Annotated in this window: 8 protein-coding genes and 1 pseudogene; 8 read left to right on the top strand and 1 reads right to left on the bottom strand. The window is 71.4% G+C overall.

The genetic code is table 11. The features are described 5' to 3' along the window. The first annotated feature begins 677 nt into the window (after window positions 1-677). From ACIRRU_RS16445 to ACIRRU_RS16415, 7 genes and pseudogenes are all read left to right on the top strand, one after another. The gene (locus ACIRRU_RS16445; protein WP_403680740.1) at window positions 678-3,209 is read left to right on the top strand and encodes a Helicase associated domain protein; all 2,532 of its coding nucleotides are present in this window, start codon (window positions 678-680) and stop codon (window positions 3,207-3,209) included. Then, window positions 3,209-3,403, top strand: coding sequence for a hypothetical protein (locus ACIRRU_RS16440; RefSeq protein ID WP_403680737.1), 195 nt, complete (start codon window positions 3,209-3,211; stop codon window positions 3,401-3,403). Before ACIRRU_RS16445 ends, ACIRRU_RS16440 begins: the two co-directional genes overlap by 1 nt. A gap of 101 nt (window positions 3,404-3,504) precedes the next feature. Next, window positions 3,505-4,317: a hypothetical protein gene (locus ACIRRU_RS16435; protein WP_403680735.1), complete on the top strand. Its 813-nt coding sequence runs from the start codon at window positions 3,505-3,507 to the stop codon at window positions 4,315-4,317. A gap of 652 nt (window positions 4,318-4,969) precedes the next feature. After that, window positions 4,970-5,821: a DNA-binding protein gene (locus ACIRRU_RS16430; protein ID WP_403680732.1), complete on the top strand. Its 852-nt coding sequence runs from the start codon at window positions 4,970-4,972 to the stop codon at window positions 5,819-5,821. A 109-nt stretch (window positions 5,822-5,930) separates the two neighbouring features. Beyond that, window positions 5,931-6,629 (top strand): annotated as a pseudogene (locus ACIRRU_RS16425) (TnsA-like heteromeric transposase endonuclease subunit); the annotation flags it as partial. A gap of 109 nt (window positions 6,630-6,738) precedes the next feature. Continuing rightward, complete coding sequence (locus tag ACIRRU_RS16420) at window positions 6,739-8,850, top strand: Mu transposase C-terminal domain-containing protein (RefSeq protein ID WP_403680730.1); 2,112 nt, start codon at window positions 6,739-6,741, stop codon at window positions 8,848-8,850. Between the two features lie 74 nt (window positions 8,851-8,924). Beyond that, a complete protein-coding gene (locus ACIRRU_RS16415; RefSeq protein ID WP_403680772.1) occupies window positions 8,925-9,893 on the top strand; it encodes a TniB family NTP-binding protein in 969 nt (322 codons plus the stop codon). 306 nt (window positions 9,894-10,199) lie between these two features. Here the strand turns inward: ACIRRU_RS16415 and ACIRRU_RS16410 are convergent, their stop codons facing one another. Continuing rightward, window positions 10,200-10,538: a hypothetical protein gene (locus ACIRRU_RS16410; RefSeq protein WP_403680727.1), complete on the bottom strand. Its 339-nt coding sequence runs from the start codon at window positions 10,536-10,538 to the stop codon at window positions 10,200-10,202. Window positions 10,539-10,735: 197 nt separating this feature from the next. Between ACIRRU_RS16410 and ACIRRU_RS16405 the strand changes: the two genes are divergently transcribed. Continuing rightward, the gene (locus tag ACIRRU_RS16405; RefSeq protein ID WP_403680725.1) at window positions 10,736-12,058 is read left to right on the top strand and encodes an ATP-binding cassette domain-containing protein; all 1,323 of its coding nucleotides are present in this window, start codon (window positions 10,736-10,738) and stop codon (window positions 12,056-12,058) included. Window positions 12,059-12,128: the final 70 nt, after the last annotated feature.

Below are 12,128 nucleotides of genomic sequence, written 5' to 3'. Positions count from 1 at the left end.
CCCGCGGAGCGGGTCCCTTCGGGCGGCGCCCGAAGCAAGCGAGCCGGGTCGCTGCGCTCCCGGCCGCTCCCGCTCCGCGGGAGCGGATGCGGCTCGCTCCGCTCACCGTTGGGTGGCACGCGCTCCGCGCCCGCCACCCAACCGCAGGGCAGGCGGGCCGGGTCGGCCTCCGGCCGACCCGTGGCCTCCGCTGCGCTCCAGCCATCCCGGGTACGCTCTCAACTCTCGTGCGGGCTGGGCGTGCCACGCTCTGCGCGGCCCGCCCAGCGTGGCTCGGACCGCAAGCAGCGGCAAGAGGGAGGGGGTGACAGGCAGTCGGGACGGGTGAGGAAGCGCCGGGGGCCGGCTCTCGGGGCGGGGCGCGGATTGAGGGTCCGTCAAGGTCTCTCGGGGGGGCTTGCGATAAGGCAAGACTGACAGCTTTCGGCCACGTTAGGGGGTTTTGAGATTCTGTGTGTTTCTTTTTTGAGAGGGGGATAAACTCTGGACTCGGAGCATCCCACCCCGGAGCGCTCCGAGAGGTTTTCGAGATCCACCACACGGCCCGACCAGTGATCGGTGAGGCAGAGTCACAAACCGACCGTGCCAGTTCGACCCTAGCTTTCCGCAGGCTCTCTGAGTGCAGGTTCCCCGTTCCCCGCCGCTCCAGTCGACCGGACGGCATCCATGAGAGGCAGATGGATATGTCGACCACTCACCGCGCTGACCAGCGCGAGGCAGCCCAGCGACAAGCCATTGACGCGGTCGTGCGCGCCCTCGAATTGCCTGCAAGATCACTTGTGCCCGAGCGGGGGCTCCGGACACAGGTGATCATGGCGACCGGGTCCGGGAAGACCCGGGTGGCGGTCCGCAGCGCGGAGGAGCTCCACGCGGGCCGTGTGCTGGTGCTCGTGCCCTCGCTGGATCTGCTCGCCCAGACGGAGGCCGCGTGGCGCGAGGGGGGGCGCCGGGGGCCGATGATCGGGGTGTCCTCGCTGCGGGGCGAGGAGGTGTCCTTCCCCAGTACCACGGACGTGGACGAGCTGGTGGAGTGGACGCGGGGCCTGGACAAGGTCACCGTGTACGCCACGTACGCCAGCCTCGGTCTGGGCACGCTGGAGCGGGCGCACGCCGGGGGCCTCGCGGCCTGGGACCTGATTGTCGTGGACGAAGCCCACCGGGTTTCGGGCCGGATCGGGAAGCCGTGGGCGGTCGTCCACGACAACCTGAAGATCCCCGCCGTGCGCCGCCTGTACATGACGGCCACGCCCCGGCTGTGGCAGCTCGGGGACGAGGACGAGGCCGGCGCCCCGGGCGAGCTGGTGGCGAGCATGGAAGACGACCCCGAGGGCCCCTTCGGCAGCCGCTGCTTCACCCTGACGCTCTCGGAGGCCATCGACCGGGGAATCTGTGCCCCCTACCAGGTCGTGTGCGTGGACGTCACCGACACCGCCCTCCAGGCCGCGCAGCTCCTGGGCGCGGAGGGCCGCTCGGCAGAGGTCCGCGGGGCCCGGCTCGCCGCGCTCCAGACCGCGCTGGTGAAGGCGTCCGCGGAGGAGAGCTTCCGACGCACACTCGTCTTCCACCACATCGTGAAGGAGGCCGAGGCGTTCGCGACAGGCCTTCCGGACGTCGCGGCACAGCTGCACGCATCCGACCCGGCGCTGTATCCGAAGACGATCTGGGCGGACTGGCTGTGCGGCGACCACAAGCCGCTCCACCGGCGGCGGCTCCTGGGCGAGTTCGCCGCCGGGGTCGCCACGGACGGCACCGTGGTGGAGAAGTGCTTCCTGTGCTCGGTGAAGGTCCTGGGCGAGGGCGTCGACACCAAGAACTGCGACTCCGTGTACTGGGCCGACGTGCGCGGCTCGATGCCCGACCTGGTCCAGGCCGTCGGCCGGGCGCTGCGGATGCAGCCGGGCGAGGGGAAGATGGCCAGCCTGGTCGTGCCGGTGCTGCTCGGTCCCGGGGAGACGGCGGACAACATGCTGACCAGCCGGGCGTTCGGCGGGTTGGCGAAGCTGCTGGAGGCGCTGCGGGCGCACGACGCCAGGATCGTGGAGACCCTTGCGGAGCAGCAGGCCCCGAGCCACTACAAGCCCGTCAGGAAGAACGACAGCGCGAAGAGCACGGGCGGGAGCGGCGAGGGCTCGGGGGGCGTCAGCGCCCCCGCCAAGGCCCTGCTGAAGTTCTCCACGCCTCGCGACCCGGCCGCCCTCGCCACGTTCATCAACCTGCGGGTCCTCGACCCTGAGCACGAACACTGGAGGCGCGGCATCGAGGCCGCCGTCATCTACGCCCGCACCCACGGCGACCTGCGGGTGCCGTTCACGTTCCGGGTGCCCACCGCCGTCGACGGCCAGGAGGCCGAAGAGACCGGGTGGCCGGCCTCGCTCGCCGGGTTCCCGCTCGGACAGTGGACCGCCGACGCGCGCCGGTTCTACGCCCGCGGCGACATGGACGAGGACCGCATCACGCAGTTGGAGAAGCTCGGCATGATCTGGTCCCACTTCGACGTCGCCTGGGAGGAGGGCCTGACCGCCGCGCGCGGATGGGCCAAAGAGAACGGGCACCTCCTAGCGCCGCTGGACGCCACCTTCCAGGGCGCCCCGGTGGGCATCTGGCTGAAGAACGCGCGGGCCGCCGCCCGGAAAGCTGCCGAGAACGAGCAGCGGCGCGCGGAGGGGCTACCGGTTCAGTCGTCGGCCGGGGCGCTGTCGGAGACGCGGCGCGAGCAGCTGGAGGACATCGACGCCTCCTGGTGCCCAAGCTGGCCGCTGACCTGGCAGCGCGCCTTCCACCTCGTGCGGATGCACCTGGACGCCGGTGAGGCGCTGCCCACCGGGGCGGGTGAGGTCTTGCGCCAGGGCGAGGATCTCGGACGGTGGGTGACGTCGGTGCGGCTGGGCTGGGACCAGCTCACCACCGTCCAGCAGTGGATGTGCGAGCAGATCCTCGGGATCACACCCGCCAGCGAGGACGAGAAGCCGAAGCAGCCTCGTACGCAAGCCGACAAGTGGAATGCCAACCTCACCGCCGCCCAGCAGTTCTACAAGCGCGAGGGCCACCTGAAGGTCCCCCGCAAGCACGTAGAGACCGTGCTCACCGAAGACGGCCGGGAGGACCAGTACCGGCTGGGGGCGTGGGTCAACAACCAGCGGAGCCGGGCCGCCGGGCTGTCGCCGGAGCGGGTGGAACAGCTGTCCACGGTCGGGATGCGGTGGTCCTGATGGTGGGCATCGTCGTCACCGCGGCCGCCGCGCTCGCGGCAGGCTATCTGCTCGGACGGCTGCGCCCCTGGCGGCGCGCGGGCGACTGGGCAGCCGATCAGGTCCGCCACGCCGGGGCGTGGGTCCGGGGCGGCACCGTACGGCAGGCCGCCGTCGTCCTGGTCCACGTCGTCACCGCGCCGCGCACCAGCTGACGCATCATGCGCACCCCCGGCGCCGACACCACGGTGCCGGTGCCCATACGCGATCCGGACTGGGTCGCCAACCGCACCCGAACAGACAAGGGAGGCACCCCGTGAGCACCGAGCAGCACGACGCCGACGCGTACGGCCAGGAGCTGGCCGCCATCAGCCACCACCAGCACGAGGCCACGAGCGCGCGGTTCACCGTCTTCCAGGCCCTGGCCGCCGCCGGGATCGGACACGAGCAGGCCGACGACATCATGGCGAAGCTGGAGGCCGGGGCAGTGGCCGGCGCCCACACCTGGATCTCCGAGAGCAGCCCCCCGCACAAGTCCGAGCCGCGGTTCGAGGACGGCTGGTTCGCCGGGGTCCGCGACGTCGCCAGCTACCTGCTGCGCATCGCCGACACCACCGCCCACGCGGGGCGCGGGCGCGCCGCCTCCAGCGCCATGCTGCTCACCCACCTCCAGCAGCCGCCCTCCCCCGCCCCGGCAGAGGCCCCGGTGGAAGACCCGGCCCCGGCCGTGGAGCTGGACGCGAAGGACGTCCTGGCGGCTGCGGAGCGGTTCACGTGGGCCGTGGCCGCGCCGGGTGAGCGGCACTGGCCGGACGGCAGTGACTTCCTGGACGTCGCCCTGAGCGCGGTGCGCCCCGAGGAACGCGCGGGGTACATCGAGCGCCTGGAGGCGTTCGTGGAGAAACACCGCGCCCGCCTGGAGGAGATGCTGCGCACGCACGGGCCGGGCAGTAAGCCCGCCTCGCACGGCCGGTACGCGCTGATCGGACAGCCCGAGACCCTAGTCATCGTGGAGCGAATGGAGGCCATGCCGTTCCTGCTGCGCGGCCAGTGGGAGAAGGAACTGGAGACCGTCTTCCTGGACGACCTCGAGTTCGTGTGGGGGCCGCGCATCCGACTCAGCCGGTGAGCAGCCGGAAGCAGCAGCGGGCCCGGACGGGGTGATCCTGTCCGGCCCCGCTGTCGTCGGGTCAGCCGAAAAGGAACTGCCGCGAAGACGCCCTCCCTGATCGGCGGACACGAGACCGTGGTGGAGTGACCCTTCCTCCTGGCTTCCTGCGCACCGCTCCCCTGAACAGAGAGACGACGTCGTCGCTGATCTGCCGCATCGCCGGCCGCTACGGGCTCGAAGCGACGGCGTTGCGGTCCTGCTGGAAGTGGCGCAGCCACCAGCCTCGGCACGACGGCGGGGGCGGGCGGGCAGACGCCGAGGTGTTGTTGAACACGGCGGGGCGGCAGCTCCTGGCAGGCCTGTGCAGCGTCGGGCGTTGCCGTCCTGGGGGCGGGAGGATGCCAGGCTGTCGGCCGCGGATGCAGGGGAGCCGATGGCGGCGTGGCGGATCGGTGGTGCGGTCGCCGGGCCGGTGGCGTTCGGCTGTCGTCTGTGCACGGCCCGGCGTACGGGGACGGCTGGGCGGGCGGTGCTGTACGCCCCGCGGTGGGACCGTGTGTGTGTCCGGCACGGGCGGTGGCTCCTTGACGCGGACGCCGACCAGCACCACGAGCATCTGGATCTGCGGCGTCTGCCGGAGGTGGGTGCGGCGCAGCGGCGGTGGGCGGGGGTGGCGCGGCGTGCGGTGCGGGCCGGGGCCGAGCCGGAGCGGGTGTTCGCGTTGGCGCACGCGGTGGTGGCCCGGTGGTGGGAGCAGGCCCTGCACTGGGAGCGGGAGAAGGTCTGGCCACGGCGGTTGCATCAGGTCGCGGGCGGTGATGCCGGGGGTGATCTGGAGTGGTGGCGGATCGTGGGGCGGGACGCGGTCGTCTTCCCTGAGGTGGTGGCCGTCGCCGATGCGTTGCTGGATCCGGGCATGGGCGAGCTGGTGTGGGTGGATAGCGGGGCCGGGCAGCCTCGAGTGCTGTCCGTCGACGGGTTGTTCTGCCGGCGGCTCGGTGAGCGGGTGGGGCGGGGTTGGCTGGGGCCGCTGGCTGCGGCGGACCATGGCGGTCCGCTGATCGCGTGGATGGGCAGCGTGATCCGGCTGCGCCGCGGGGCCGGTGGGCCTCCCGGATATGACAACGACCCCTGGTGGCTGCGCCGGGAACATCAACCGGTGACGATGGCGGGGCAGCTGCGGGTGCTGGGCAAGGAGAAGAAGGCACCCGGTTCGGGGACGATGTGGCGGGCGGTGGTGCCGGTCGAGCAGCGGATGCGGATCGGCAGTCTCATCGGCAGTGCCGAGGAGCAGTTGCTGCAGCTGCGGGGCGTTCAGAGCGGGCCGACCGCCGAGGTCGCCCGGCAGCTGCTGGAAGGCCTCGGTCGCAGTGCCGGTCTGGTCGAGGCGGCTTGGAAGCGGACCGCGGTGGCGGCGGTGAACGGCGGGGTGCCGTTGGAGGAGGTGGCCCGGTGGGCGGATATGTCCCCCGGGACACTGAGGAGCATGCTGACGGCAGGCGGGCAGGAAGAGGACGGCTGAGAGCAAGGCAGGACCGGGCGCATCGCCTGTTAGCTGATACAGCACTCCTTTGTGGCAGAAACCCTGAAAACGACGAGGCTCATCGTCGGGAGCGGCTTGGCTGACGCGGGTGATCAGCACAGGAGAGGCCGCCCGGCCCGGGGGCCGGGCGAGGCGAGTGGCCGTGGATCATCGCATCGGGTTCGAGGCGGTGTTCCTCGATCCGGTGGGGCAGCCGGTTCAGCAGCGGTGGGCGGACGCCGCCCTGACGGTGGGATTCGAGGAATTGCGACCGGTGTCGGCGTTCCCGGTGATCCCGGGGCGCCGCTGGGGGCCGGGTCTGTGGTGGTCGGCGACCACCGGGCGGCACGTGGCCGCGGGTTCGAACGCGATGCGCACCCAGCTGATGGTCCTGGACCGCGACCCCGATGTGACCGGGCTCGCGGGACGTCCGGTGCGGCTGCTGTGGCGCGATGGGCGGGGCCGGGTGCGTTCCTGGGTGCCGCAGCTGTTCGCCCGGTACCGCGACGGCACGGGTCTGCTGGCCGAGTGCCCCAGCCACCCGGAGGCCGGGGGCGACCGTGCGGTGAAGGCCGCCGAAGCGGTGAGCGCGGCGTGTGAGGAGATCGGCTGGACCTACCGGCGTCTTGAGCCGCTCGACGACGTACCGGCCGCCAATCTGAAATGGCTGGCCGGCTACCGCCACCCCCGCAACGCCCGCCGCCCCGGCCTGGTGCCTGCGGTGGCGGAGGCATTCGCTCGGCCACGGCCGCTGATCGAGGGCGTCGAAGCAGTCGGTGACCCGATCGAGGTGCTGCCAGTGGTCTTCCACGCCCTGTGGCACGGGCGGGTGACGGCAGACATGGAGACACCGCTGCACGACGCGTCCTGGTCGGTCCCGCGGGCTGGAACGGCCCGGGCGCGGCGGGAGGGGCTCGGTGACCGCGCGGCGCAACGCCCGGCCATCGGTGAAGGTGGGGGCGCAGGTCCGGTTCCGCGGTGTGAAGTGGCAGGTGGTCGCCCTGTCCGGGCAAACCATTCACCTCGTCGGCCCGGACGGCGGCGGCGAGGCGGTGCTCGCCGGGTACCTGTTCGCCGATCCCGGCTTCAGCGTCATCGGGGCCGATGTACCTCAGGCAGCCCCGCAGTGGGGGCTGTTCGAGACCGCCCCCGCCGCGGCACGGAACAAGGCCCTGGCCTGGCAGCGGCACGTACGGGAGGTCGACTGCGGCCTTCCCGGCGGGCCCAGCAGTGCTGGAGCGGTGCGGGAGCAGTACGACCCAGAGCGGCACACGCTGGCCGAGCGAGAGCAGGCCAAGGCCGAGGAGCTGACCGCGCTCGGGTTCGGCCGGGTGTCGCGCACCACGGTGCAGCGCATGCGGCTCGCTTATCGCAAGCAGGGCCTGTGGGGACTCCTGGACCACCGCACCACCCGCTCCTCCAGCCCTACCGGGCGGTCCGACGAACGGGTCGTCGCCGCCGTCCGTGAAGCGCTGCGCCGCCGGCGCGGGCGCTCCAAAGGCACCATCAACGGCCTGTTCCCGCTCATCAACCAGATCCTTCAGGAACAGCACGGCCCTGGTACGGTGCCCATGCCGTCCCGGGCCACGCTCTACCGGCTCGTCACCTCCCTCGCCCGCCCCGGCGAACTGCCCAGCGGTCCGGTCCGCCAGGTGCCCGCGAGTGTCGAGGGGCGGGCCTTCACCCCCGCCATGGCGCTACGGCCGGGCGAGCAGGTCCAGATCGACACCACCCGCCTCGATGTCCTCGCCCTCTTCGACGACGGGCGCCTGGCCCGGCCCGAGCTGACCATCGCCGTCGACGTCGCCACCCGCGCCATCCTGGCCGCCGTGCTGTGCCCCAGCGCGACCAAAGCCGTCGACGCGGCCCTGCTGCTCGCGGAGATGGCGGTCCCGCACCCGGCCAGACCGACCTGGCCGGACATCCTGCGCATGAACCACGCCCGCGCACTCCCCCACCAGCGGCTGGCCACGCTGGACGAGCGTCTGGCAGGTGCGGCGGCCCGGCCGGTCGTCCTGCCCGAGACGATCGTCGTCGACCGCGGGAAAGTCTTCGTCTCCGCCGCGTTCACCGCCGCCTGCGAGAGCCTCGGCATCAGCGTCCAGCCCGCCCCGCCCCGCGCCCCCACCGCGAAGGGCATCGTCGAGCGGACCTTCGGCTCCATCAACGCCCTGTTCTGCCAGCACCTGCCCGGCTACACCGGATCCGACGTCACCCGCCGCGGCCCCGACACCGAGAAGGACGCCTGCTACAGCGTCGCCCAGATGCAGGACCTGCTCGATGAGTGGCTGGTGCACTACCACCACCGGCCCCACGAAGGGCTGCGCCACCCGATGATGCCCAGGAAGGCACTCACCCCGAACCAGATGTGGGCCGCACTCGTCGCCGTCACCGGACACATCCCCGTCCCGCTGACCGGGCGCGACTACCTCGAACTGCTCCCCGTGCGCTGGCAGGCCATCACCCCCGGCGGCATCACCATCCACCACCGCACCTACGACGCCGACCTCCTCGCCCCGCACCGCGGCCAGGCATCCCCCGTCGCCGGACGCGGCGGGAAATGGGAAATCCACTACACCCCCCACGACGTGCGCCAGATCTGGGTCCGCCTCCCCGACGGCGAACTCACCGAAATCCCGTGGATCCACCGCGACCACGTCCACCGGCCCTTCGACGAACGCACCTGGCAGCACATCCGCACCCAGGCCGTTGACGGCAACCACAGTGACACCCAGCAGCACGAAGCCGCCCTCGCCGACGCCCTCGACCAGCTCATGCGCCGCGTGACCAGCGGCCACGCCACCACAACGGAACGGGCACTCCTGGCCCGCACCGCCCACCGCCCACTCCCCCCAGCCCGCGACGTGGACCACGACACCGAAGCCCCCGCCGGCAGCCCAGCGCAGCAAAGCGACGAAGGCAACGACGACAGCATCGACGACCTCGACAACCTGCCCGACGACGACAGCCCCGCCCCGGCCACCGGATTCGGGCTCTACAACGCGCACGAGGAAGCCGCCACATGGTGAACCCCAGCCAGACAAGCGCGAGCAGCACACAAGGCGGTCCCGGCGGCAGTGGCGGAGCCGAGCTGTCGTGGACGCTGACCACCTGGCAGGGCTGGCACCGCTTCGCCACCACCGCCCCCGTCGCCCCTCCCCGGCCCGGCGACCCGCCCCGCAGCACCGAGGAACGCCTGGCCTACCACTCCAGCTTCGTCACCATCCGCACCCCCGCCATCCACACCCTGGCCACCCAGGTCCGCACCCTGATGATCCTCGGCCGCCACCAGCAGACCACCGCACGGCCCTCACTGATCGTCACCGGACCCGCCGCCGCGGGGAAGACGACCGCGCTCCTGAACGTCGGGCGTACCTGCCACCTCGCCCACACCCGCAAAAACCCGCCGCCACCGGGATCAGCGCACGCCGCGGTACCCGTCGCGTATGTTCTGGTCCCGCCCGGCGCCACCGCGAAAACCCTCATCACCGAATTCGCCCGCTACCTCGGCATCCCCGTCACCACCCGCATGACCCAGACCCAGATCACCGAAGCCGTCTGCCACACCTACACCCAGGCCGGCGTCCAGCTCGTGATGATCGACGAGATCCACCGCCTCAACCCCCGCACCACCACCGGCGCCCAAACCGCCGACCTCATCAAAGACCTCACCGAACGCCTGCCCGCGACATTCGTCTACGCCGGCATCAACGTCACCGACACCCCCCTCTTCACCGGCGTCAGAGGCGCCCAACTCGCCGGACGCGCCACCCTCATCGACTGCGGCCCCCTCCCCGCCCGCTACGGCACACGCCACCCATTCCGCGACGTCATCACCGACATCGAAAACCACCTCGACCTCCAACAGCACAAACCCGGCACCCTCCCCCGCCACACCCAATACCTCCACCAGCGCACCGCAGGCCGCATCGGATCCCTCACAAGGCTCATCCGCCAAGCCGCCATCACCGCCATCCACGACGGCACCGAACGCATCACCAAACGATCACTCGACGCGGTACAGCTCGACCACCTCGCCGAAACCCACCACCGCCCCCGCCGAAGCCGATAGACCCACCCACCAGACAGCCGAAACAGCCCTGACCAGCACGAAAACCAACCGGGCCTTTACACGCCAGAACTACCCACACAACACCCAGCCGCCCTCAGCGCAGAACACATAACCCCAGCTCAGAAACGCCGACCCAGCTACCAAGACCACCAATTCCACCTCTCAACGAACCCACAACACCCCAGACCAGCCGCCTCACCGAACACCAACAAACCCCCCACCCAGCGTTACCAGCCCGGGACCCGCGGCGGGGCGGGGCGGGCAGCCGCAACCGGCCAGGTGTGCCACGCGGCCGACCGGAGTTCCTCAGCGCCGGTCGATGGCGACTTCACGGTTCGCGAGTTCCACCAGCACAGGATCACGTCGGCCCATCAGGATCTCCGCGTTCATCTGCGGAGACTTGTTCAGCCGCCGCAGCGACGGGATGTCCAGCAAGGGGCCAAGCTCAGTAAAGGAATGCAGGTGTCCAAGGAGCAGTTCGGACAGCTCGGGCAGCCCGGTCAGCGTACTGATGTCCGTCAGGTCGTCGAAGTTCTCCAGCCGCAGGTGCTGGAGCCCTCCGAGACCGGCGAGAGGCGAAAGGTCCCTCCAGTGCAGCCGCGAGAGGGAGAGCTCACGCAGGGAAGGGAGGGCGGAGAAGGTCATGAGCCGGGGCATGTCCCGTACGCTCAGGACCCGAAGGCCACCGCACTCCTCCAGGATGTGGAGCGTTTCCAGGGCCGTCGCTCCGTGCAGCGAGAGCCCGGTGAGCGGTGAGCGGGCCAAAGTGCCGTCCGTGAGCCCTTGGACTGGGCACTGCTTCCCATGCTGCTGGCGATCGCCCTGCCCAAGGGGTGGGGGCGGTGCGCTCCGCGCGCCGGGACTACCTCTCCCGGCTGAACTGGGTCGACCACCGCAGGGCGATCGCCTCCCTGCTGGCCTACCTCACCCGGCCGCACGCCGCAGGTGAGCTCCGAGTGCACGCCGCCGGTACGAAGCTGCTGTCCAGCTACGAGGAGATGTCGAGGCAGACGGAGGCCGAGCAGCGTCGCCTGGCCCGAGCGCAGGCGTCCACGGACCTGGTCGCGGGCGCGTTCGCCGGGGTGGCGTCGCTGGCCTGCTACGGGGTGCTGTGGTGGCTGCTGGCGACCGGCGGTCTGCCGCTCGCCGTCGGCGGGACCGCAGTGATCGCCATCCGCACGTCGACGGCGCGGCTCACGTCGCTGGTGCAGCAGGTCAACCGGCTGTACGAGGAACTGCTGTTCCTCACCGACACCGAGGACGCGATCAAGGTGGCGGGCGAGAACGCGATCCCACTCACCGGTGCTCCGCTGCCCGCCCCGGTGCGGGAGGTGCGCACGCATGCGGTCTCCTTCACCTACCCAGGAGCCGACGGCCCCTCGCTGAAGGGGGTGAGCGTGCGCGTGCCGCGGGGGAAGGTGACGGCGTTGGTGGGGGCGAACGGGTCGGGGAAAACCACCCTGACGAAGGTGCTGGCCGGACTGCTGCTCCCCGCCGAGGGGGACGTGTGGTGGGTGGGCGAGGCGGGCGAGCAGGTCGAGCTGCGTGAGGCGGACCGCACCCGGGTCTTCGCCGAAGTGGGGGTGCTGGCGCAGGATTTTCCGCGCTGGGAGATGACGGCGGCCGCGAACGTGGCCATCGGCGTCGGCGACCGCCCCCGGGACATGGACCATGTCCGCGCAGCCGCCGGTGAGGCGGACGTGCTCGACCTGGTCGAGGGTCTGCCGCACGGCTGGGACTCGATCGTCTTCAAGGGCTACGAGCGCGGTGTCCAGCTCTCGGGAGGCCAGTGGCAGAAGCTGGGGACCGCGCGGACCAGGTACCGGCAGGCGCCATTCCTGCTGGTCGACGAGCCGACCAGTGCCCTCGATCCGCATGCGGAGATCGCCGCGTTCGCTGGGTTGTGGTCCCTGGCCGAGGAGGGGCACGCCGTCGTGCTCGTCACGCACCGGCTCGCCGCGACCATGCACGCCGACCACATCTACGTCCTCGACCGGGGACGTGTCGTCGAGGACGGCACCCACGAGGACCTGATGGCCATCACGGACGGCCTGTACCAGGGGATGTTCGCCGCCCAGGCCGCGCAGTACGGGATCACGCCGGCCCCCGGCGGCGTTCCCGGCCCCCGCGGCGCCCCGCCGACCGACCACGAGGCGTCGAGCTGAACCCCCGCGCGATCTCTCCCCTCTCCCCTGCCTGCCCACCGCCCGTGCCCCACGACATCGAAGGTGAGAC

The organism is Streptomyces sp. NPDC101181 (genome assembly GCF_044767975.1).
GTDB lineage: Bacteria > Actinomycetota > Actinomycetes > Streptomycetales > Streptomycetaceae > Streptomyces.
Note: the sequence above shows the minus strand (reverse complement) of the source record. Positions and strands in the feature narration are given on the sequence as shown.

Bases quoted from the DNA above. Each gene is read 5' to 3' on its own strand.
- ACIRRU_RS16445 (WP_403680740.1), top strand. From the start codon at position 678: ATGGATATGTCGACCACTCACCGCGCTGACCAGCGCGAGGCAGCCCAG.
- ACIRRU_RS16440 (WP_403680737.1), top strand. From the start codon at position 3,209: ATGGTGGGCATCGTCGTCACCGCGGCCGCCGCGCTCGCGGCAGGCTAT.
- ACIRRU_RS16410 (WP_403680727.1), bottom strand. From the start codon at position 10,538: ATGACCTTCTCCGCCCTCCCTTCCCTGCGTGAGCTCTCCCTCTCGCGG.